The organism is Jeotgalibacillus campisalis (assembly GCF_000829515.1).
In the GTDB taxonomy this organism is placed as follows: domain Bacteria; phylum Bacillota; class Bacilli; order Bacillales; family Jeotgalibacillaceae; genus Jeotgalibacillus; species Jeotgalibacillus campisalis.
Map to the genome: position 1 here is coordinate 238,221 of NZ_JXRR01000008.1, position 25,074 is coordinate 263,294.

General features: G+C 37.4%; 16 protein-coding genes. 14 read left to right on the plus strand and 2 right to left on the minus strand.

The features are described 5' to 3' along the window. Positions 1 to 480: a DUF4188 domain-containing protein gene (locus KR50_RS04630; protein WP_041055454.1), complete on the plus strand. Its 480-nt coding sequence runs from the start codon at positions 1 to 3 to the stop codon at positions 478 to 480. A 55-nt stretch (positions 481 to 535) separates the two neighbouring features. On the opposite strand, the gene KR50_RS04635 is transcribed toward KR50_RS04630, so the two are convergent. Both KR50_RS04635 and KR50_RS04640 read right to left on the minus strand, forming a co-directional pair. Next, positions 536 to 1,222 (minus strand): 4'-phosphopantetheinyl transferase family protein, encoded by a 687-nt coding sequence (locus KR50_RS04635; protein ID WP_052476771.1) that lies wholly within the window; start codon positions 1,220 to 1,222, stop codon positions 536 to 538. Between the two features lie 95 nt (positions 1,223 to 1,317). Next, positions 1,318 to 2,274, minus strand: coding sequence for an NAD-dependent epimerase/dehydratase family protein (locus KR50_RS04640; RefSeq protein WP_041055456.1), 957 nt, complete (start codon positions 2,272 to 2,274; stop codon positions 1,318 to 1,320). A gap of 200 nt (positions 2,275 to 2,474) precedes the next feature. On the opposite strand from KR50_RS04640, the gene KR50_RS04645 reads away from it, so the two are divergent. From KR50_RS04645 to KR50_RS04705, 13 genes are all read left to right on the plus strand, one after another. Beyond that, positions 2,475 to 7,952, plus strand: a complete 5,478-nt coding sequence (locus tag KR50_RS04645; RefSeq protein ID WP_041055459.1) for a type I polyketide synthase — start codon at positions 2,475 to 2,477, stop codon at positions 7,950 to 7,952. Between the two features lie 11 nt (positions 7,953 to 7,963). Beyond that, on the plus strand, positions 7,964 to 14,431 hold the full coding sequence (locus tag KR50_RS04650; protein WP_052476772.1) for a non-ribosomal peptide synthetase: 6,468 nt from the start codon (positions 7,964 to 7,966) through the stop codon (positions 14,429 to 14,431). A gap of 60 nt (positions 14,432 to 14,491) precedes the next feature. Continuing rightward, positions 14,492 to 15,250: a thioesterase II family protein gene (locus tag KR50_RS04655; RefSeq protein WP_052476774.1), complete on the plus strand. Its 759-nt coding sequence runs from the start codon at positions 14,492 to 14,494 to the stop codon at positions 15,248 to 15,250. A 655-nt stretch (positions 15,251 to 15,905) separates the two neighbouring features. Next, positions 15,906 to 16,136 (plus strand): KTSC domain-containing protein, encoded by a 231-nt coding sequence (locus tag KR50_RS04660; RefSeq protein WP_041055461.1) that lies wholly within the window; start codon positions 15,906 to 15,908, stop codon positions 16,134 to 16,136. 139 nt (positions 16,137 to 16,275) lie between these two features. Further along, positions 16,276 to 16,602, plus strand: coding sequence for a nucleoside triphosphate pyrophosphohydrolase (locus KR50_RS04665; RefSeq protein WP_041055462.1), 327 nt, complete (start codon positions 16,276 to 16,278; stop codon positions 16,600 to 16,602). Next, on the plus strand, positions 16,595 to 19,015 hold the full coding sequence (locus KR50_RS04670) for a DEAD/DEAH box helicase family protein (RefSeq protein WP_041055465.1): 2,421 nt from the start codon (positions 16,595 to 16,597) through the stop codon (positions 19,013 to 19,015). The genes KR50_RS04665 and KR50_RS04670 overlap by 8 nt, the downstream gene beginning before the upstream one ends. A gap of 89 nt (positions 19,016 to 19,104) precedes the next feature. Further along, complete coding sequence (locus tag KR50_RS17920; RefSeq protein WP_052476776.1) at positions 19,105 to 19,521, plus strand: hypothetical protein; 417 nt, start codon at positions 19,105 to 19,107, stop codon at positions 19,519 to 19,521. Positions 19,522 to 19,524: 3 nt separating this feature from the next. Next, on the plus strand, positions 19,525 to 19,881 hold the full coding sequence (locus KR50_RS17925) for an MFS transporter (RefSeq protein ID WP_084215492.1): 357 nt from the start codon (positions 19,525 to 19,527) through the stop codon (positions 19,879 to 19,881). 160 nt (positions 19,882 to 20,041) lie between these two features. After that, positions 20,042 to 20,227, plus strand: a complete 186-nt coding sequence (locus tag KR50_RS04680) for a hypothetical protein (RefSeq protein ID WP_041055467.1) — start codon at positions 20,042 to 20,044, stop codon at positions 20,225 to 20,227. A gap of 338 nt (positions 20,228 to 20,565) precedes the next feature. Continuing rightward, the gene (locus KR50_RS04685; protein ID WP_041055468.1) at positions 20,566 to 21,474 is read left to right on the plus strand and encodes a M23 family metallopeptidase; all 909 of its coding nucleotides are present in this window, start codon (positions 20,566 to 20,568) and stop codon (positions 21,472 to 21,474) included. Positions 21,475 to 22,049: 575 nt separating this feature from the next. Then, the gene (locus tag KR50_RS04695) at positions 22,050 to 22,238 is read left to right on the plus strand and encodes a hypothetical protein (RefSeq protein WP_041055470.1); all 189 of its coding nucleotides are present in this window, start codon (positions 22,050 to 22,052) and stop codon (positions 22,236 to 22,238) included. A gap of 171 nt (positions 22,239 to 22,409) precedes the next feature. Further along, a complete protein-coding gene (locus KR50_RS04700; protein WP_041055472.1) occupies positions 22,410 to 22,949 on the plus strand; it encodes a DJ-1/PfpI family protein in 540 nt (179 codons plus the stop codon). 538 nt (positions 22,950 to 23,487) lie between these two features. Further along, positions 23,488 to 24,840, plus strand: a complete 1,353-nt coding sequence (locus tag KR50_RS04705; protein WP_041055474.1) for a glucoamylase family protein — start codon at positions 23,488 to 23,490, stop codon at positions 24,838 to 24,840. Positions 24,841 to 25,074 lie beyond the last annotated feature (234 nt).

A 25,074-nucleotide genomic window follows, 5' to 3' on the forward strand; every position in this document is an offset into this window, starting at 1 on the left:
TTGGGACCAAAAGTTTTTCCAGGGCGTTTTACCGTTGAAAATGAAGGTGATTTTACAGTATTTTTAATTGGTATGCGAATTAATAAATTGAGTGCTATTCATAAGTGGCTGCCTGTTGTGTTAGCAATGCCGCCAATGATTCAAGAACTTTACACAAATAAAAATATAGGCTGCTTAGGTATGGAGAACTTTGCAAATTTCCGCACGGTGCTTATGGTTCAATATTGGCGTTCTGAGGAAGATCTGATGAGCTATGCGAAAAGTGGTAGACATTTAAAGGCTTGGGCTAATTTCAATAAAAAGGTAGGCAACAATCATGCAGTAGGAATCTATCATGAAACATATAATGTTACAAAAGAAAATTTTGAAGTATTTTATGGGAATATGCCTAGATTTGGATTGGGTAAGGCGATGAATCACACACCTGTTACGGCTGATACTCATACTGCAAAAGATCGCTTAAGAAAACAGCGTATGTAACTTTATTAATGATAAGAGACGCATATCCTTATAGGATATGCGTCTTTCTTGTGGTTCACCGATTTACTAAAAGTTCGTTGAAAGAAACTTCCTCGAACGACGCAGGAGGATATACCACGCCACTGCATATAACTAAAATGTATTTATCTGAATAATAGTAAGTATTAAAATAATAGTTTACTCCTTGATAACAAAGCTCATTTGTTAAAAACTTCTCTTCTTCGTGATAATGAACAACCGAAAAAGAATCTAAAGATAGGGATAACCCTGCGCCAATATTCTTTATAAGGCTTTCTTTTCGAGTCCAAATTTCAAAAAAAGCCTGCTTTTGATATTGCGAAGGTAAATTTAGAATGTAGTTCTTTTCAAGTTGAGTAAAATTACTAATAATTAACGGGATATCAATAGACCTTATAAATTCAATATCTATTCCAACAGCCATATTAGAATAGCAAACTGTCACGATTTCATGAGAATGAGAGATATTAAAGTGTATATTATCGTGACTTAACAAATAAGGTTTTCCATAGTAATTGTATCCAAAAATTAGTTCTCTCCTTGGAATATTTAAGTGTTGACTAAGCTTTTCTTTTATAAGTATCTCACCAAGTAATGTTCTAATTCTATCTTTTTTGTTATAGTATTTCAGTACTTTTATTTTTCTTGAAACAGGAATTTCATCTAAAAGGTAGTCAAATATCTCATCATTTATATCACTGATCTTCATTACAAATATTTTCATTGTGTAGACCCTCTACTTTACACCACATATAGCCAAAAGGATTGTTGTATTAATATTATTTTCATCCTGTTCATACTATATCCATGAAAAATAATTCAAGAGACGTTTGATTCACTCTTGTTTTTGTGTTCCTTAAGATACCAGTCAATCGTTTCATCAATGGCTTCTTCATATGGGGTTACATGAAACTCAAATTTACGTTTAAACTTGTTGGAATCTACGGTAAAATCGTTCACATGCTGGTACATTAATTCCTTAAATTCCTTCATATCGGCGTTGAATAATCCTCCCATTGTGACGATAAACTTGTTGGCCACACGATACTTGGGCTGTTTATTTAATTTGTGCGCCACTTGTTCGACTAATTTTCTCGTCGTTGTCGGTTTAGGGTGCGGTATATGCCAGATCTCTCCATTTGCACTGCTTTGATCCCCAAGAATAACTAACCCTCTAGCAAAATCTTTAATGTAAATATGAGCATGTACGGTATCGGGGTCACCGATGAGTTCAACGGGTTTGCCCTCAAGAAGATGGGTGAAAACCCGTTCCCCAAGCATCGCATTTTTAGCTCTTGGTCCAAAAAAATCAGATCCTCTGCCAATCGCGGCCTGAACTTTTCCTTCCTCTGCAGCTTTCATCAGACTGGCTGCAACCTCAGCTCTAACTTTTGTTTTTTTACCAACTGGCTTATACGGCATTTTTTCGTGGAGGGCACCTTTTTGAGGGCCATAGCCATAAAGATTGTCTCCATATACAATTTTAGCGTCAATTTCTGAAGCCGCCTGGATAATATTTTCCATCATTGCAGGTAAATGAGTCTGCCAATCGGGATAGGGGAGACCGAGACAATGGTAGATCATGGTTGCATTATGTACGGACCTTCGTAATTGATCGGGGTCTCTTACATCACATTTTATATACTCAACCCCATTTGGCAATACGGGCTTGCCGCTCTTATTAACCACTCTCACTGATTTTCCCTGCTTAAACAATTCCTCCATTACAGCCAGACCAAGCGGACCTGTACCTAAAACCACATGTTTTTTTACCAAGTAAATTTCCTCCTAAATTTTATTTATTTCAGGTTCATATAAATATAGTACCAGAAAATATTGGATAAAATTATAAATTTTTTGTATATTGTAAATATTTTATTTAATTTATCCAACTCTATTGTATTAAATGGAATTTTTAGTTTAATATGTTATTGAATATATGTTTTTACATTTATTCATAATAAGGGGGGTTTCATATGTTGACAAATGAACCAATTGCGGTAATTGGAATGGGCTGCAGATTTCCGGGTGGTGCTTCGAATCCAGAAAAATATTGGGAGATGTTACTGGCTGGAAAAGATGCCATTACAGAAATTCCTAAAGACCGTTGGAATATTGAAAAGTATTACGATCAGGAAACTAGTAAACTAGGAAAAACCAGAACAAAATGGGGTGGGTTTTTAGAAGACATAGATCAGTTTGATGCAAACTTTTTCGGAATATCTCCCCGAGAAGCAAGTTTGCTTGATCCACAACAAAGATTATCATTGGAAGTGACGCACCAAGCTCTTGAAGACGCCGGTCTAGTAAAAGATGAAATTAAAGGCTCAGATATCGGGGTATTTATGGGTGCCTTTACTCTAGACTGGAAACTCCTTCAATTTTCAGAGAGTAATAGAAATAATGTTGACTCGCATTCAGCAACTGGTTCAATGATGACATTGATATCTAATAGAATTTCTTATCACTACGACTTCAAAGGACCTTCAATGTCGATTGATACGGCTTGCTCCTCTTCCTTAGTTGCTGTGCACCTTGCTTGTCAAAGCATTTGGCAGAAAGAATCTTCTATGGCGATTGCTGGCGGAGTTAATGTAATGATTAAGCCAGAATATTTTATAGCAGAATCAAAAGCAGGTATGTTATCTCCGACAGGACGCTCAAAAACCTATGATAATAGTGCAAATGGCTATGTACGTGGTGAAGGTGCCGGTGCAATTGTTTTAAAACCTTTAAGCCAGGCTATAGCCGACAATGACTATATTCATTCTGTCATTAGAGCAACAGGATGTAACCAGGATGGACATACATCAAGTATTACTATTCCAAATGGTAAAGCTCAAGAACAACTAATGAATACTATTTATAAAAAAGTGGACATTCCTACATCTGAGGTTCAATATGTTGAAGCTCATGGCACAGGAACTCCAGTAGGAGATCCAATTGAAGCCAATGCGATAGGAAACGTTTTTTCACAAGGAAGAAGAGAAAACCAATATTGTTACATAGGATCTGTTAAAACGAACATTGGGCATTTAGAAGCTGCAGCTGGAATAGCTGGTCTAATTAAAGCGATTCAATCTGTTAAAAACGGAATCATTCCACAACATTTGCATCTCAAGGAACACAACCCTGATATATCTTTCGATAAATATAACCTCAAAGTCCCTACAGAAAAAACTGCTTGGCCTAAAATATCTGGTCTTCGCCGTGCAGCCGTAAATTCTTTTGGTTTCGGTGGTACAAATGCGCATGCAGTTATTGAACAATATGATACCCCGTCCCTGAAGATTCCTAATGATATTGAAAACATAAGCATTAATCAACAAGCTATACTACTTCCATTGTCTGCGAAGAATGAGAACGCATTAAAGGAATTTGCTGGAAGTTTAATAACGGAAATAAATGAGAGTCCTGATCATAATCAATTGCCACGATTAGCCTATAGTTTGGCTAGGAGGAGAGATCATTATCTTTCACGCTCAGCCTTCGTTTTCCGAAATAAAGAAGAATTGATTGAAAAATTGGAAGAGCTTAGGAACGGAAATTCTTCAAACCTTCCAACTATAGGCTCAGATCTTCCCATCGTTTTTGTATTTACTGGAATGGGTCCGCAATGGTGGGGGATGGGTCAGGAGTTATACAATAACGATTCCGTTTTCAAAAAGACACTAGATGAAATTGATGAAATATTTCAAATGAAGTCTGGTTGGTCCATTCTTGAACAGATGCTAAAAAGTGAAGAAGATTCAAAAATGGTGAGAACGGACATAGCACAACCTGCCAACTTTTTGTTGCAAATTGGATTACTTGAACTATGGAAATCAAAGGGAGTATTCCCATCGGCAATTATCGGTCATAGTGCAGGGGAAGCAGCTTCTGCATTCGCTTCCGGAGTATTAAGTCTGGAGGATGCAGTCGAAGTTATTTATACACGTAGCAGGTTACAGCAACTGACTTCTGGTGAAGGAAAGATGATGGCAGTAGGTTTATCTGAAGAAAAAGTAATATCTTACATTGAGAATCATGCTCAAAGTATTTCTATAGCAGCAATTAACAGTCCTAACTCAGTAACTTTGGTTGGAGAGGAAAACTCTTTAAATCTTCTGCAAGAAGAGTTAACTGTAGCTGGTGAATTTACAAAATTTTTAGAAGTACAAGTTCCGTACCACAGTCATTTCATGAATAAGATTAAAGCTGAGTTATTAGAATCTTTAAAGAATTTGAAAATAAATAAACCAATCATACCAATCTATTCGACTGTGACAGGAAAAAAGTACCAAGAAGATGATTTTAATCAGCTATATTGGTGGAGAAACGTACGTGAACCAGTACGTTTTGCAGAGGGATGTTTTGAGCTGTTAAACGAAGGTTATAATGCTTTTCTTGAAATTGGTCCTCACCCTGTTTTACAAAACTCTATCAAAGAATGTATGAACAGTTATGGTGCAGAGGGGTTTACATTGTCTTCATTAAGAAGAAAGAGCCCGGAAATGAATGAGATAGATGCTACATTAGCCAATTTGTATATTCAAGGTGGAAAGATAGCTTTTAATCAGCTATTTGATAATAAAAAGTTTGCAAAATTTCCAATGTACCCTTGGCAAAAAGAAAGGCATTGGATAGAAACAGAATTGGCAAAAATAGATAGATTAGGTATCAAATCACATCCCTTGCTTGGTCGCAAATTAAACTCTCCACTTGATGTATGGGAAAATGAATTTAATTTAAATGGTTTGCCATTTATTGAGGATCATAAGATTTCCGGCACAGTGGTATTCCCGGGAGCTGGTTATGTAGATATGGCTTTGTCAGCTGTTAAAGAGCTCTTTGGTGGAGAGTCTAATGTGTCTGTTAGAGAGATAAAATTTAAAAAAGCGCTTTTTCTAAACCGGCACCAAAATATTCAAATGAGGCTTGAGTATAAAAGGGAAAACGGGGAGTTTCGTATTTTTAGCCGTTTAATTCAAAAAGATGAGAGCAACCAATGGGAAGAGCATTCCTCTGGTTTTGCTCTGCCTTCAAGTAAAAGCAATAATGAAAAGTTTCAATTGGATTCAATTAGAAAAAGTATGGAAGAAACAGTTTCTAAAGAGAAGTGCTATCAGCATTTCGGTAACCTGGGACTGGAATATGGTCCCACTTTCCAAGGGATAGAGCAGTTATGGCGAAAATCTAATGCAGCAATGGCCAAGGTTAAAGTGAAAACAGAATTTATTGATCAATTGTCAAACTACACTACCCACCCTGCAATTTTAGATTTATGTTTTCAGGTTATGGCTGCAGCACTGCCTTTTGATGAAAATCCTAAAGTCTATATGCCAACTGAAGTTGGTGATGGATGTGTATTTAATAAGTTAAGTACGGAAATGTGGATCTATTCAACTGTGAAAGAAAGCAAAGACTCTTATTTGTTAGGAGATATATACCTTATCGATGAGCAGGGTGAGATTTTAGTTCAGATTAAAGATTGTATGGCTGTTTCCTTGAGCAATGAAAAGGAGAGGTTCAATAAGCAACAAGAGTTATTTAATGTTGTCTGGGAAGAAAAAGAAAATGTGAAGTCGATTGCTGAGACCAGCAAGGAGACATACTTAATTTTAGCTGATAGTCAAGGATTTGCTCATAAATTGGCAAGTGTATTAAAGAATAATGGACACATTGTTAAATTGGCTGGTCATACTTGCGCAACTTCAGAAGTTGACTATGAAATCGACCCCCAAAATGGAAATGATTATTATAATATTTTGCTTCAAAGTGGATGCACTAGAGTTATTCATGCATGGAGTCTTGATATCCCGTCTGTGGAAGATTTAACGGTAGATGGACTTTTGCGATCTGAAGAGATCGGTGTTAATTCTGCATTATTATTGCTTCAGGCAATGGATAAGGAGCGGATCGGTCCTTTTGGAGAAAATTCTCTTTGGTTTATTACAAGAGGAGGACAAAAACTGAGTCAGTACGAGGATAGCATAGAGATTGGTCAGTCCAGTCTTTGGGGGATGGCCAAAGTTATAGGCCATCAGGAGTATTATCACTTATTTGGGGGAATTATTGATTTGCCATTGAAGGATAATGGAGAGGAAGAACTAGTTTATAACGAATTGACATTCAATGATAAGGAAGATCAAGTTGCCATACGCGATGGGAAACGCTATGTTGCCCGTCTTGCTCTCTCGGAAATAGAGAAGGAACCTAATAAGATGTATCCCCTCACCTTTAAAGCAGATGCAACGTATTTGATAACTGGTGGTTTGGGTGCTTTAGGGATTGAAACCGCGAAATGGATGATACGAAATGGGGCGAGACGTTTTATAGTAATGGGGAGAAGTCAATTGCCTCATAGAAAAACATGGGCAACCATGGAAACGGATCACTACTATTATTTAAAAGTACAATCCATTTTAAAGCTTGAACAATTAGGAGCCAATATTCATATTGCTGCTGTAGATATTACAAACCAAACAGAATTAACTGAATATCTAAATAACTATGAACAAGAAGGCTGGCCTGAAATTCGCGGGATCATTCATTCTGCTGGTGTAGCCACACCTCAATTGATGAATAAGATGACAGTTGAACAGTTTAATCAGGTCCTTCGCCCAAAAGTGTTGGGAAGCTGGAATTTACATCACTATTTTGAGGATCGTCACTTAGAGTTTTTTGTTCTTTATTCTTCTGTGGCATCACTTGTTGTTTCCCCAGGCCAAAGTAACTATTCTGCTGGAAATGCCTTTTTAGATGCTTTATCACAATATCGCCAGGCACAGGGAAAGCACTCACTATCAGTGAACTGGGGTCCATGGGGCGATATTGGAATGTCCACACAACTTGATTTAAATAAATTTTTCGTAGAGCGTGGTTTATATCCAATGAGTACTTATGAAGGATTGAACGCTCTTCAAATTGCATTATCTCATAATGATCCGCAACTGGCTGTAATAGGGGCCGACTGGAATCGTATTAATGAGTATAACTACCCGGTAGGCTTTCAACCCAATTTTTTAGATAGTGTGAGCTCTAACGGTGAAGAAACAGATTCAAAGAGTGAGACAAGCTCTTTATCTGTATTGGAGAAGCTCAAAGAATATACAAATGATGAAGATCGAATTGATACGCTCAGATTATATTTGATTGAATGGGCATCAGCAATACTTCGAATAGAAGCCAGTAAACTAAATCAAACAGAACCTTTAACAAACTGGGGACTCGATTCAATGGTAGCCATTGAATTAAAAAACCTTATAGAAAGAGAATGTCATGTAAGTATTCCTGTCGTTGACTTATTGAAAGGAACAAATATCCATGATTTATCTATTACCATTTATGGGAAATTAGCGGAAAGTTATCATGGATCTGAAGATGAGGAATTATCAGATATCTATGACCAATTAGAAGGATACTCTGAGGAAGACTTACAAAAAGTTTTACAATCAATCAGTGGTAAAGAGTAAGGGGGAAGAAAATGAATGAACTCACTAACAAATTGATAAATTTGTCAGAAGAAAAAAGAGAACTTTTGAAGAAACAAATTGCAATACAGCTTGCAAAAGCAAAGGAAAAAGTTGTTCCAGTTTCACGCGAAAAAAATGAGTATTCCCTTTCTCTTCGTCAACAAAGACTGTTCATTCTAGATCAAATGGATCAAGGCAATCCTTTTTACAATATCCCCGCAGGTTTAAGAATAAAAGGGGATCTGCAGTTAAAACAATTAGAAAGAGCGATAAATATCATAATTGAAAACCAGTGTGCTCTACGTACCATATTTAAATCCGATGAGGATGGTAACCCTTTTCAATTTATAAATCAGTATGTACCATATAAGTTAGAAGTCTTTCCAACGAAAGATGAAATGGGGGCAAAAGATACTTTGATACGTGAGATCGTCCAAACTCCCTTTAATTTAAAAGAAGGTCCTCTATGGAGGATCTCTCTTTTAAAAGAGGGTGAAAGAGAGCACCTGTTAATACTAAGCTTTCATCATATTCTATTTGACGGTCGGTCTTTAGATTTGTTTATTAAAGAACTCAGCACTATTTATAATAAGCTTACAAATGGACAACGTTTGAATAATCATATACAGGATATTCAGTATGTGGATTATGCGGAATGGGAAAGGAAGTATTTTAATAACACTATCATGGATAAACAATTATCCTATTGGAAAAATGAACTGAGTGGCTGTACGGATTTTCTCCAACTACCGTTGGACAAATTACGTCCTAAAACTCAATCATTTCAAGGAAGTATTTATACAATTGAATTACCTGCAGCTATTCATCGCAGTTTAATTAGAGTGTGTCAAACTCACAAGACTACTTTATTTATGGTGACGCTTGCTGCTTTTCAAACACTATTAAGCAAGTACTCAAACCAGGAAGATGTTATAGTCGGCTTTCCTATTTCATGTCGTGATCAACCAGAGTTAGAGTCATTAATGGGTCTATTTGTAAATACACTTCCTTTAAGAGCCGATTTATCTAATAATCCATCTTTTATAGACTTATTGGACCAAGTTAAGGAAAAAAGCTTGCAAGCGTTTAATAATAAACATATTCCTTTTGATTTAATTGTAGAGCACTTACAACCTAAAAGAGATCTAAGTTTCAATCCTATCTTTCAAGTTCTTTTCTCCTACCAAAATGCTATTTTACCTATGGAAATTGGAGAGCTCAATCTTGAATTTGAAAATATAGATCCCGGAACCTCAAAGTTTGACTTATCCTTAGATATTTTTGAAGGAACAGATGAGATTCCTCCAAAATTAGTATTCGAATATAATACTGAATTATTCAATAAAGAAACCATTCACCAGTTTGCTAAGCATTATATACATATTCTCAATCAGGTTTCTTCGGATCCCAGCCAACGTATTGGAGAATTGTCTTTGCTTACTTATGAGGAGCACGAAGAAAAACTTAGCTTTTTAGCTGCTGAAGACCATTCTATTGATTCATCAATTGTTTCTTTATTTGAAAAACGTGTATACGATTCTGGTAACTTACCTGCAGTTACCCACCAGAATAAGTCATGGACTTACAATGAAGTAAATAATAAAGCCAATGCTTTAGCAAGGTTTCTAAAAGAGCAGGGTGCTGAAGAAAATGATTATATTGGTATATGCTTAGACAAATCCATTGAAATGGTGATAAGTGTCCTAGCAGTATTGAAGTTAGGTGCTGCATACGTACCGATTGATCCCCATTATCCTAAAACCCGTATAAACCATATGATAAAGGAAAGTCAAGCAAATTTATTCATTACTAACAGCGGGTTGAATACACCGGAAATAGACGCACAGGCAATAGTAAATATTGACTTAATAGAAGAACAAATTAAGCAATTTTCTGAGGAAAACTTGAACATGGGAATTAATGGAGATCAGTTGGCGTACATTAACTTTACATCAGGAACGACTGGTAATCCTAAAGGTGTGATGATCTCCCACTACAATTTAGTAAACTCGTACAATGGCTGGGAAGAAGCTTATGAGCTTTCTATTAATACTACTAGTCATCTTCAAATGGCCAGCTTTTCATTTGATGTTTGTACTGGTGATATTGTGAGGGCTTTATTGTCAGGCTCTAAGCTTGTCTTATGTAATAAAGATGACCTGTTGGATCCTTCTAAACTCTATCAACACATACTTGATCACGAAATAGATTTTGCTGAATTTACTCCTATAATTTTCCGACAGCTTGTTCAGTATATAGAGCAAAAGGGATTTAAGCTTGATATTGCTTGTATTGTTTTAGGATCTGACAGTTGGTACATGAGTGAATACAAACACTTTCTTTCTCTTATGGAGCCCAAAACACGCTTGATTAATTCTTATGGTTTGACAGAAGACACCGTTGATACCTCTTATTTTGAATGGAACCAACAGGATGTAGCCAGTGATACTGTGCCTATCGGGAAAGCTCTATTAAACAAACAGCTTCTAATAGTAGATCAGTATGGTAATTTAGTGCCAAATGGAGTCCCAGGCGAAATATTCGTTGCTGGAAAAGGAATTGCACGAGGTTATATCAATCGTCCGGATTTAACAGAGGAGAGATTTATTCCGAATCCATTTGACGAAGGCAAAACTAAAGTATATAAAACTGGAGACATTGGACGATACTTGCGTGATGGAAATGTTGAATTGATTGGCCGTCTCGATGATCAAGTTAAAGTTCGTGGTATTCGAATAGAAATTAGTGAAGTAAATAGCATATTAATTAGTCATCCAAACATTAAAGAAAGCTGTGTAATCGAGCAACACCGAGATGGTGTGAATCATTTGATAGGCTACTATACAACAAGAGGAGAAGAGTTAACGAGTATCGACTTGAGAAAATATATGAAAAAAACCCTCCCGGAATATATGATTCCGTCTCATTTAATAGAAGTTAATCATATACCTATGTCTCCAAATGGGAAGGTTGATAAAAAGTCTTTACCGAGTCCGGATTTGTCTGAAATACGAATAACCAATTATGTAGGAGCTACAACACTTGTTGAAAGTATGGTTCAAACTATATGGGAAGAAGCTTTTAAAACTTCACGCATAGGAATAAATGAAGACTTTTTTGAGCTGGGAGGACACTCACTTCTAGCAATCCAAATAAAAAATCAGATCCAACAAACATTTTCTATAGAGTTACCTGTACAAACATTATTTCAATCACCAACCATTATGGAAATAGCAAAGATTATCGAAATAAAAAAGAGGCATGTTAAAGAAAATGTCCTTGATATACCGATTGCGGTTCCTGATCCAGTTAATCGTTTTGCGCCCTTCCCTATGACTGATATTCAACAGGCTTACTGGGTTGGAAGAAATGATGTATTTGAATTTGGAAACATTTCTACGCATAGTTATGATGAAATGAAAGCATTAGATTTAGATATTAATCAATTTGAGTATGCTTGGAATACAATGGTTCAACGTCATGATATGCTGCGTGCAGTAATAAATGAAGATGGTACTCAACGAGTTCTAGAAGAAGTTCCTTACTACTCTATAAAAACGTATGACCTAGAAGAGGCAGATGAAAATATAATAGAAGAAAAGATGAAAGAAATACGTAATGAAATGGCCCATCAACAGCTGCCTGCTGTCTCATGGCCGACATTTGATGTCCGTATTACAAAATTGCCTGGTTCAAGAAGAATTCACTTTTCAACAGATGCTATTTTTTGGGATGCCTGGAGTTTTGTTACCGTGATTAAGGAATTAGTGATGGTTTATCAGAGACAAGAATCAGAGCTTAAGAAACTGGATTTTACGTTCCGTGATTATGTGTTAGCTGAAAAAAATATAAAAAATACAGTAGCTTACAGCAAAGCCAGAAATTATTGGAAAGCGAAGATTAGTAGTCTTCCACCTGCACCAGAGTTGCCTTTAGCTATAAATCCAGCATCTATAAAAAGGCCAACCTTTACTAGGCTTCACAAAGTGTTAAATAAGGAAGCATGGGCTGAACTTAAAAAGAAATCAATGAAACATGGCTTAACACCTACAGCTTTATTGCTTGCAATTTATGCTGAAGTGTTGAGTGAATTCAGTAAGACCCCTTCTTTTTCATTAAATCTAACATTTCTTAATAGGCATCATGTACATCCACAGGTTAATGAGGTCGTGGGAGAGTTTACCTCACTTATGCTATTGTCTGTTACGAATGATTTATCAACTTCTTTTGTGCAACGCGCAAAAAAAATTCAAGAAGAACTATGGAATGATCTTGAGCATAATTATATTTCGGGAGTTGAAATTCTAAGAGAGATAACCCGTATACAAGGATCAGCAACACAAGCAAAAATGCCTGTTGTATTTACATCAGCTTTGGTTGTGCCAGTCCCGGATCAAGATGAAGCCCCAATCCCTTTTCGCCCTATTAATGAGGATGGTGTAACACAAACATCACAAGTATGGCTTGATTGTGGGGTTTGGGAAGATACTAAACAGCTAATGTGCAATTGGGATGTTGTTAAAGAAGTTTACCCTGATGGTTTTGTAGAGGAAATGTTTGAGGCGTTTTTTAACTTAATTGAACTTCTAGCCGACAGTGATGAATGGTGGGATCAAGTGTCACTTCCTATACTTCCACGTTCTCAAATGATAATAAGAGAAGAAACGAATGCAACAGAAAAGGAGTACAATGCTCAGTTTCTTCATTCTTTCATGGAAGAGCAGTTAAGAGTTAGGCCTAATGAGGTATTCCTTCAAACAACAAAAGAACAATTGACATTTGCTGAAGTAGATCGAAAATCTAATCGTGTGAGTCAATGGATAAGTAGTCAGGGAGTTAAACCAGATCAATTAGTAGCGATCGTGATGGAAAAAGGATGGGAGCAGATTGTCGGCATCTTGGGTATTTTAAAAGCTAATGCTGCCTACGTACCCATAAGTCCTACGCTTCCAAAGGATAGAATTCATAACCTGATAGAGATTAGTGATACTAAGATAGTTCTTACTCAATCAAAATTAACGCATTTTACAGATGAACTATCTGATATCAGTCTTATATATATTGATGATGAAGCAAGGTATTCTCAATATGATGCTACTACTCCAACTAATTTGATTCAGCCAAGTAATTTAGCCTACGTCATTTTCACTTCTGGTTCTACTGGCACCCCAAAAGGAGTTATGATTAGTCATGAAAGTGCCGTTAATACAATCCTGGACCTAAATGAGAGATTAGCTGTTGATGCAAATGATAGAATTCTGGCGCTATCTAATCTTAACTTTGACTTAAGTGTGTATGATATTTTTGGAGCATTACAAGCAGGAAGTACAATAGTCATCCCTGACGAAGAGTTGACGTTAGATCCCGGCCATTGGTATAACCTAATCGTTAAATATGAGGTAACAGTTTGGAATTCAGTACCTCAATTAATGTCTTTGTTAACGGAGAGTGTCTATAGAAATGGCAAGGAAATCCCGTTGTCACTTCGTATTGTTATGATGAGTGGTGATTGGATTCCGCTGTCTTTACCAGATCAAATCAAGAATGTATCAGCAAATAATAAAATGGAAATTTTTTCATTAGGAGGAGCAACTGAAGCGTCTATCTGGTCTATTCTTTATCCAATACAAACAATAGCAGATGAGTGGAAAAGCATCCCCTATGGAAAACCAATGAAAAATCAACAAATTTTTATTTTAAATCATAAACTTGAATACTGCCCGAATTGGGTGCCAGGTCATATATATATAGGGGGAAAAGGACTGGCTCAAGGCTATTGGAAAGATAAAGAAAAAACCAGAGCAAGCTTTATTTTTCATCCGAAAACGGGGGAAAGACTCTACCGAACTGGGGATTTAGGACGGTACCTGCCTGATGGAAATATTGAATTTCTTGGTCGTGAAGATAGTCAAGTAAAGATACAAGGTTATCGCATTGAACTTGGAGAAATAGAGTCGACACTTTGTTCATTTCCAACAATTAAAAAAGCAGTTGTATTAGTTCAACAACAACATAATGGAAATAAGGGTTTAATAGCATTTTATGAAAGTGAAGATGGAGAATCGAGCGATAGTATTAAGCTATTTCTTGAAAAGAAGCTACCTGCCTATATGATTCCAGGTCAATTTATCGAAATTAATGAAATTCCTCTCAGCGCAAATGGAAAAGTGAATAGACAAGCATTATTCAAACTTGTAAAAAATTTCGCTACTTACCAAAAGGTATGGAAAAAACCATCAACTGAATTGGAAAAAAGTCTAGCTTTAATCTGGTCTGAATGGCTCGATGTAGAAATTGAAACAATAGGAATAGAGAATAATTTCTTTGAATTGGGCGGAGATTCGATGCAAGCAATTAGAATGATATCGGACATTCAGAATAGTTATTCTCAAAGTATTCCTTTGCGACAATTTTATCAAAAACCTACAATCAAAGATTTAACTGAATTGATAAGCAGCAGTCAAAATGTTCTACTATAATATTCATTTTTTCCAAATAAAATAGTGAAAAAACTGATCACTACGAAGGAGTTAATCATCTTGTTAGACAATAAGTGGATTACAGTAAATGATTTGAAGCCGGAGGCCAAGTATCGCATATTTTGTTTTCCATACGCTGGAGGGTCTTCTTCAATCTATAATAGTTGGTACAAGCACCTGCCTGATGATATTGAACTCTTTTCTATTGAATTGCCGGGCAGGGGCCGCAGAATATCAGAGCCCCCAATACGCAACATGAATCTATTAATAAGAACCATGGTCAAGGAGTTATTACCTTACTTTAAAGAGAAAAGGTTTATATTTTTTGGGCATAGTATGGGGGCATTAATCAGCTATGAGCTAGCAATTACTTTGTTGAACAGCGAGGGGATTAGTCCTGAGAAATTATTTGTCTCTGCTCATCGTGCTCCGCACATTCCAAGAGTCTCTTCTCAAACCTTTAAACAATCTGATGAAATATTAATTCAAAAGTTAAAAGAATTAAACGGAACTGCAGAGGTTATTTTAAATACACCTGAATTATTGGATTTAATACTTCCCATAATGAGAGCAGATTTGGAGTTATGTGAGACTTATAAATTTAATCATTCCTATCCACTTCCTATACCGATTACAGCATTTGCAGGTGATAGTGACAAAAATGTATTAATTGACTCTGTAACAAAGTGGGATGATGTAACCTCAGATAAATTCAATCTAGAAATAGTGAAAGGCGATCACTTCTTTATCAATGAACAATCAGAAGAAATTACTAAGAAAATAGTGGAGCTATTATCAGTTCAAAACTATGTTAAATAAAGTGTTAGGTCCTATTGTTTAGTTGAGCGATTTTGTAACAGCAAAGATAAATCTTAAAGAATGAAAGAGGATCTAAGGAAACCAATTTTCACTGTAATTGTAAAGGATGACTTGCTTCAATTGTATAAGATCACTGACGCACTGGCTTTACCGGGGCTGCTTCTCTTTTTAGCAGTAAACGTCACGGACTACAAAGTAGCTAAAAATATGGCAACGCGACTCCGCAGTGGTTAATAGTCGGTTCAGTCCTGCTTGTTGCAGTACTTATGACCCTTTGATGTAGAAGCTTAAGTATAGGTTGTCCTATTAGATTTAATTGAACAAACAGAACTAAGAAAAAGCGCAAATCCTCAGAGGGTTTGCGCTTTTTTTAAGAAATTCTTAAAGAAATAATACAAGTCATCCTATCAGCCAAATTCAAAATACGCGGGATCAACTGCATTTTAAAGGAAATTGGTTCTGTTTTTGTCTTAAAATAAGAGCTTCTGTCGAGTCTATTCCGAAATGTTCAGGTTCAATTTATAATTGGGTTAACGGGTTTGGGGGAACGAAAGGCAAGGGGAAATCTTATAAATAGAGAAAATGGTGCGAACTTCCCTTTTGGTATTAGAATTAGCAACACAACCACTAAAATCAGCAAAGGCGGTGAAGAAACATGGAAATGCGTCCTGTTAAATCTTCTCTAATTACAGCAATCGGCTACGATCAATTTAATGAGATTCTGCGCATCCAATTTCGCACGGGAACATTCGATTACTATAGAGTGCCCAAATACATTTTTGAACACCTGATGAGTTCATTTTCAAAATCACGCTACTATGCAAGCTATATAAAAGATTCTTATACCTATTTAAAAGTAGTAAAAGAGCGGGAACTTACGTATTAGATAAAGAGAAAAAAAGGTTCGTAAATGAGAGAGAGGGGCTCTCGTTTGCGGGCTTTTTTTATTGTGAGATTAGTTATGAAAAAATGGTACAATTGAATCATGGAATTGAAGCTTTCTTTAGAATGAAAGGAGTTATGTTATGCCTAAATACAATAAATTAGTTAGAGATTATATTCCCCAAATAATAGAGCAGTCTGGAAGTAAATATTCAGTCAAAACCTTGGGTAATGAAGAATACATAATAGAGTTAAAAAAGAAAATGCACGAAGAGATTGCTGAGTATGAGGAAGCAAAGAATGATCAGGATGCGGTAGAGGAGCTGGCAGATTTACTGGAACTGGTGTATGCAGCTGCTGAAAGTCATGGTACTTCTGTTGAGCATTTGGAGAGGGTTCGTATGACGAAAGCTGAGAAGCGTGGAGCCTTTAAGGATAAAGTATTTTTGATTGAGGTAGAGGATGAGTAATCTTAAGCTAATTACCAATCAATTGCTTGATGAGTTAGTTTATTCAATTGATCGAGCAAAGGAAATCTATATACTCACTGCCTTTACCATGCGTACGGGCATTGAGAAGTTGTTGCCAGAGCTGATTCAAGCTTCTGAACGTGGTGCCGATATTAAGATTTTGACTGGAGACTACCTTTGCATTACACAGCCTGCTGCACTGCGCAAAATTCTTACGGAGCTGCCGGAAATAGAAATCAGGCTCTGGCTGAGCAAGGGACGATCTTTTCATCCGAAGGCTTATTTATTTGGTTTAGAGCAGGAAGACCATGTGATTGTCGGTTCATCTAACTTATCAGCTTCTGCTTTAACACATGGAGTGGAATGGAATTTATCTTCGCGATCAGAAGATGGCAATTTATTTGATGAGTCTGTCATGCAGTTTATGTCTTTATTCTACAATGATCAAACGGTGCCTTTAAACATGGAAACAGTTGACCTCTATGAAAAACGATACGAGAGATTTCATGAAAACTCTAACACTGCGAGAGATTGGACTGAAATAGAAGAAGTAGAAGTCATGTATGGGGACTCGGAAAATAAAGATCTTATCGTTATTGAACCTCAAGAAACCTATAAATTGCCGACGCCTTCTCCGCGTCCTGCTCAGGAAATGGCACTCTCTAAACTGGAAGAAACCAAGGTGCTTGGTTACGAAAAGGCATTGGTCGTTATGGCGACTGGACTGGGAAAGACGTACCTTGCTGCGTTTTTTGCAAAATCATTTTCTCGGGTTTTGTTTATCGCTCATAGAATAGAGATACTAGAGCAAGCAAAAAAATCTTTTAACCACGTGATGCCAGATAGATCTTTGGGAATTTTGAATGGCTCTTTAAAAGAAAAAGAGACAGAATGCGTTTTTGCCTCGGTTTCAACGCTATCTTTGAAGAAACATCTAGAATCGTTTGATCCTGATCACTTTGATTTGATTGTTGTGGATGAATTTCATCATGCAGCAGCAAAGTCTTATTTGAAAATTATAGAGCACTTCAACCCTTCGTTTATGCTTGGTATCACTGCGACACCGGATCGGCATGATGGAAAGGATGTATTTGCTTTATGTGATGGGAATGAAGCGTTTCGTCTTAACTTTTGGGAAGCGATCCAGCAAAAGTGGTTAGCACCTTTTCATTACTATGGAATCTACGATGAAACGGATTATTCTCAGATAAGATGGCTTGGAAATCAATACGATGAAGAACAGCTTCTTCAACTACAGCTTCGGGAAGAAATGGCAGAGAAGATTTTTCATGCCTGGGAGAAACATAAGCAAACTAGAACAATCGGTTTTTGTTCTTCTATTAGACAAGCTGAATATTTAGGTTCCTACTTTAAGCAGATGGGAATGCGAGTTGCAGTTCTGCATTCCAGATCGGTTGTTTCCAGGGGAAGTGCGATTGAACAGTTGCATAACGAAGAATTGGACATTATTTTTACAGTAGATTTGTTTAATGAAGGCGTGGATATTCCCCCAGTCGATACCTTGTTATTTGTCCGGCCAACGGAATCATTAACGGTATTTACTCAGCAATTAGGCCGTGGCTTGCGTTTATTTGATAACAAGGAACATTGTACAGTTATTGATTTAATCGGAAACTATCGAAATGCTGACATAAAATTAAAAGTATTGGATCGCGATCCGGAGAAATACGGCGAAAAAACAAAAAAAGTAGAACCATTCATTCCTGATTTGTGTGAGTTAAATCTGGATACAAGATTAATTGATTTGTTTAAAGAGATGAGAAAACAGAGGTTAAACGCTAAAGAAAGATTATTGCATGAGCTCAGTGAGCTGACACTTGAACTGGGAAGAAGACCCTCGTATCTGGAGTTTCACCGATTATCTGGCGGTGATAGTTCAAATGTGAAAAGAGAGTTTGGATCATACCCTGCATTTTTGATAGAATCAAACTCTTTATCTCAAAACGAAAATGTAGTGGCTGACAATTACAGATTGTGGTTAGAGGAAGTAGAGAAAACGATAATGACCAAAAGCTATAAGATGGTTCTTCTGCTTGCGATGATGGAACGTGGGGAATCAGAGTGGTTCAAACCGATAACTGCAACAGATGCAGCTTTCTTTTTCCATGACTATGTTACGGCGAAACGATACCGTTTAGTTGATTTCAGTGATAAACAAGGTAAAGATCTGATTGAGTATAACCAGAAGAAAATTGCTAATTTAATTAAAAATATGCCAATGGATAAATGGGCAGGTTCATCGATAGGAATTGCTATGAAAGATGGCGACACGTTTTGGTTTGAACTTGGGGAGGTTAAAGAAGAGCATAAACGATCATTGTATGAGTTCACAAAGGAGATTTGTGAGTACCGAGTTGAAAATTATTTTGAGAGAAAATCTGAAAGCCGATAGTTTCCACATTCTTTAAGCTCAACCAAGTGTATAGTACACCGCAAGAACCTTTCTCCTTGTGCTTTTTGGCAATTGAAGAAAGGTTTTTTATGTTTATTGCTATAAATAATGAAATTTTTTTATTTCAGGACTACTCATTTTACCTCTTTCTCGGAGTCTCAGGAATCATTTTGGTTTCATTGGTCATGACCATCCTGTTTATAACAGACCGCTATGTGGTTCCGCAAATGGAATCCTCACCTGTCGGGAAAAAAGGGTCCATTTCGAGTGTGTGGCATATTTATTTACAAGTGCTGAAAAATAGGGTGTTTGCTGCGCTGGCCGTAGCCAATCTGCTTTTTATTTCTGTCGACGAGCAGCTGACCAATTTTATTGGCATCCGCTTATCCAATGAGTTCGCGGATCCGGTTCCATTGGTTTCATTTCTTTCCATGCAGGTGAAGGGGGTTAATTTGCTAGGGATTTTAAAAACAGAGAATACATTGATCGTCGTTGCCATGTCATGATTCATTGCCTTTCTATTGAAAAAGCTGCGGGATCGTTCAGTGCTGCTTTGGGGTACGGTGCTGTATTTTCTTAGTTTTGCAGTGATCAGTTTTCATAATACGCCGATCGTTTTAATCATTTCGATGCTGATTGCAACAATTGGGGAGTTGATGCATATACCAGTGAAACAGACCCTTTTGGCCAATATGATTCCAGATCATGCAAGAGGGGTATACTTATCCCTATATGGTCTAATGGCAATCGGCGGTTCAGCTTTGGCGGGGCTGTTTTTTTCGGGAGTGGGCTCATTTCACCCTATGAGCTTACTGGATTCATGTTACTGTCAGGGATTTCGGTGGTTGGGATCTATGGTCGGCTGATGAAGAATGAGCGAAGGGAAACTGTGGCCAGCCTTCAGCAAAAGAGCGCATACAAAAACACATAAAAGTAAATTTAATTAAAACTTTTACAAATCCTTTATAAATTGATCGAATTGTCTGATATAATAGATTTACTTTTCAGTTAGAGGAGGATGCGATTATGACAAACGGTAAAAACTTCGTAGTAAAAAAGCAGTCCGGTCACCTTAGAGTGAGTAAGTCCTCGTTTGATTTACTGAAGGAACGACATGAAAAAGAAATGAATGATCTATATGAAAGGCTCCAGGAATTACTGGAGGAGTTTAAGACGTGCCATTACTTTCACGAACAGCGGGAAGTGCAATAGTTAGAAGTGTAGAGCCTGGGGAGCACCGGGCTTTTTATTTTGGATTGTAAGAGGTGGCTTGTAATGATTATGGAACAATATTGCCCAAGTCTTACTCCCCTCCTGCCAACAAGTAATACCGTATGTTTTTGTTACGCCATATTTTTTTATAAATAACCATCACCTCAAGCTCTATCATAGAGGGAGATCAAGGGTGCGTCTGTCCGATTATTGCTGTGAAAACAGACAATTTTTCTAACAGGTCAGCCACTGCGAATTGGAAGGTGAAACCATTTCTGTTCTCAGTCGTAGGTTAACTATACATACCTAAACGGATAAAAGAAGGGAGTTTTACTTGGATGATCTGGTTTCAGGCGATTATTAATATCATCCTGCCCGTTTATTTTTTGTGGTGGGCGTATAAGACCGATCAAGTCAGCAGGCGGTTATGGTTTGCAGAAGTGCTTTCTGGAGCGATGTTCATCGGGTTTATTTTTGTGATCAGCCCATGGCATATCTATTTTTATTATTTACGTTACGTTTGGCTTCTGCTATTTGTCATTGCAGTGGTTTTATCGTATCAAAAGGTGAAAGATAAACCTTTAAAAGGTCCGAAAAATGACGGCAGCTATAAATTCTCAATGGGTCTAAATGTAATACTTGCGGTGTACTTCGGGGTATTTTTAAGTCAGGGTATTTCCGGGTATTTCCTTAACAGTAGTGATCGGGAGGAAGCCATCGAGCTTGATTTCCCTTTAAAAGACGGTGTTTATTCTGTTGGGCAAGGCGGAGCACACACAGCAATCAATTATCACCATTCGCATCCTTCCCAGGCCTATGCCTATGATATTCTTCAAATTAACGGATGGGGCTTGCGCGCGAATGGCCTGACCCCGTCAGAAAATAGCGCGTACCATATCTACGGTCAGTCTTTGTATAGTCCCTGCACAGGCACAGTCACAGCGGCAGTGGATGAATATGAAGACATTCCACCTTTAGAGCCGCCTTCTGAGGTGGAGGAGCCAGCCGGCAATCACGTTATTATTAACTGCAAGGATACAGAGGTCCTGATCGCGCATATCAAACCGGGTACTGTTGCTGTTGAAGAAGGCAATGAGGTAGAGAGCGGTGACATACTCGGTGAAATTGGGAACACAGGCAATACAACAGAGCCGCATCTGCATATTCATGCGGAAAGAGACGGCGAAGGGGTTCCTATCACATTTGATGGGCGGTTTTTGAAGAGAAACAGTCTTATTTTTAATTAGTCTGTCTGATTTAAAAACTATGAGACTGGATATCAATTTGTAGAACATTGGTAGATAAAACTTGGATCGAATCCTTTGAGACTATATTTATTAAAGGGAATGAGAGAGGGAAGCATCATCACATAATATTGGAGGATATACAGTATGGAATTTAACATTGGAGACGCTATTACGATCTTCCTTCCCTCGTTACACATTACCATTATGGCTATAATAATTATCTTCTTATTAGTAAGGTGGAGTAAACAAGTAGAGACAGGCCGCTTCAAAATTTTCTTTTACTTTCTGATCAGCACTTACGTTGCTCCAGTTGTTAATCTAAGTACAGAAGATGGTGTCTTTAAACTATGGATACCCTTGGGGTTTACAATCGTTTTTATATACCTGATTCGCAGCAAAAGGAACCATCCATCTAAAATAAAAGCAAGTATTTTAGGGCTTTGTATATCAATTTATCAACTAGTTCTTCAGTATGTCGGATAGTTTTTAAAAATCATTAGGAATAAGAAGCAATCGTTTTTACTACGTCTTTTGCCTCGTCTAAAATAGTATTCATAAAGAAAGGAAGAATAATGGTGACAAAATTACTTTACAGTGGTTTAAAACATGGAGAAACTGATGTAGAAGTGAAAATACTGGTGGATATACAAAATGATTGGTTTGAGGTGACGCATACAAAGGAAGTGTCTCAAGTAATGAATAAATCAACAGGTAAATACATCATAGTAAAACGAAACACTCTGAAATTTGAGGTTGTTTCATAGGCTGTTATACATTGTACTTTTAGTAACGGGGGCATTCCTTCAATAACAAATGGAGAGGAGACTTACGATTAAAAAATCAAGGTTCCGTGGAATAGGAATTGTCCTTGGTATAGCGATTGGTACCAGCGTAGTAGTATCTGTTGATTAAGTAGGAAGGCAGGGAAATACATAATGAAAAAAACTGCCATTTTATTATATCCGCAATTCAGCGAATATGAATTAAGTGTAGCGTTATCAATTTTAATGCAAGGTAATAAACCAAGTGTTACTGTTGGACTGAATCATCAGCCGATTAAAGGTGAATCTGGATTGTCTTGTTTAGTTGACTCTTCTGTTGACGAAATTAAATTCTCGGAATTTGATAGCCTTTTGCTGCCAGGTTGTATGGATGTAATGACGTTTATTAAGGAGCCAAAACTAACTGAATTTGTAAAGCAAGTGAATTCGAGCGAAACAGTAATCGCAAGTATTTCGAGTTCTCCACTTCTGTTAGCAAAAGCAGGTTTGTTAAGAGGTAGAAAATTCACCGTTGGCTTGACAGAGGAAGCTATTGAGAATTTAGGTGTTTTTGAAAAAGAAAACTACTCGGAAGATGTAGTAGTTAAAGATGGAAACATCATTACAGCGAGAGGTAGAGGGTTTATTAGATTCGGCATTGAGTTCGGTAAAGCATTAAAGCTTACATTCGATGAAAGTTGGTATAAAGAATAAAAGTAACTGCTCCTTTGATGAACAAACAAGGTATGAATGTCCAATTCAAGGGGGGTTAATGCAAAATAAAAGTAAAGGAACTTTGTTCTAATACTTTTGAAGTATGAGGTGAACGGAGCGGAAGGTGGCGACTCCTGCAGGATATGACGGCAAGCTGAGACCCCGCAAGGCAAAGCCTGAGGAGGGCTCAGCGCCGTCCCTGCGGAAAGCGTACACCTGAAGCGCAGAGAACCGGGCAAAGAGTTTGAGACACATTTGTCCCAAACTCTTTTTTGTGAAATGAGGCTAGTAAAAATGTAGAGGCAGATTATATTTACGTTTTTCATCCCCCGGATATTTTATTGTGCTGTTGAGTACTAAATTTCTTTGTGTTGGGAGCTGGATTTATTAACCAAGCCCATTTACCCATAATAGAATGTGTGGAAATAACTAATTATCGGAATAATGGAAATTTAATCTCTTGTAATGTACACTTCATGCTACACTAAAGGTGAAACGTTTCGACCCATTATACTATTGAATCGAAAAGGAGCTAATCATGAAAAAATCAAAAGTAGTCGTTATCTTGTTAATGCTTATTTTGTTCCTTAACGTCACTTCACCGACGAATGTTTCGGCTAGTAATTTCGGAAAAGAAAAAGCTTTGCAGGTACAATTGAAAGCGATTGCAAAAAAGACGTTTAAGTATTTTGAAGATAATACAGATCCGAAAACAGGGATGACCTATGATGAGATTCGGTACACGGAAGATGGCAAAGTAGAAGCGGCGCATACGTCTCCTACAAATATAGGAATGTATATGATGAGCACCGTATCGGCTCACGAAATGGGCTTTATTTCCCGAAAAGAAGCGGTTGATCGTATTCAGGTAACAATAAATACATTGAAAAAGTTAGAGAAATGGAACGGGCTTTATTATAACTGGTACCAGACAGAGGACGGATCGCTTAAAACAGATTGGGGTCAATTCATTTCTCAAGTAGATAATGGATGGCTTTCAGCAGGCTTAATCGTGGTTGGACAGGCGTATGATGAATTAAATGGACAAACGAGTGAGCTAGTTGAAGAGATGAATTATACGACATTATATGACGAAGAAGTTGGGCAATTCAGAGGTGGATATGATGTAGAAGAAGGGAAGCTGACTGATCATCATTATGGTTTGCTTTACACTGAGCCGCGTGTGGCAAGTTATATTTCGATTGGTAAAGGAGACGTGCCGTCAGAACATTGGTGGAAGATGTACCGTACGATGCCAAAAGAATGGGATTGGCAGGCACAAACACCAGGTGGATATGATCAGGAGTATGACGGCATTACTGTGTTTGAGGGACATTACGAATACAACGGTGTGAAATTTGTACCAAGCTGGGGAGGAAGTATGTTTGAAGGGCTTATGCCAGGGATTGTTATGAAAGAAAAAGACCTGGGAATAAACGCGCTGGGATTAAATAATCAGCGCCATGTAGATCTTCAAATTGATTATGCAAAAGAAAAGGGATACAAAGCATGGGGCTTTTCACCAGCAGCAACACCAGACGGTTATAGTGAATTCGCTGCTACGCCGCTTGGAACGTCAGGTTATGATGATGGAGCAACTGTGACACCACATGCAACGTTTCTTGCGTTGGATTATGCGCCACTAGAAGTCAGGGAAAATATTAAAGCGTTGAAAAAATTAAAAATGTACGGGAAATATGGATTCTATGATTCAGTCAATGTTGAAACAGGTGAAATCGCAAAAGCGTATCTTGCTCTTGATCAAGGAATGATTATGGTTTCAATTGCTAATTATTTAGAAGAGGGAGTCATTCGTGAGTTCTTTCACCAGGATCCAATAGGTAAAAATCCAGAGGGATTATTGGAAAGAGAAGTGTTTTCTATTCAATAGGTTGAGTAAAGAAGAATGATCTATGAGGTGAACGGAACGGAAGGTTGCGGCTCCCTGCAGGAGATGACGGTTGCTTGAGTTCAAAGCTCCCTTCCTTGCGGAAAGCGCTCACCCGAAGCGAAGTGAACCGGTCAACGAGTCTGAGATAGACATTTGTCTCAGACTTTTTTTAATTTCGCTAAAATACGAAACATCATCGTGCAGTTTCGTTCTTTTACGATTCCATCATAAGCA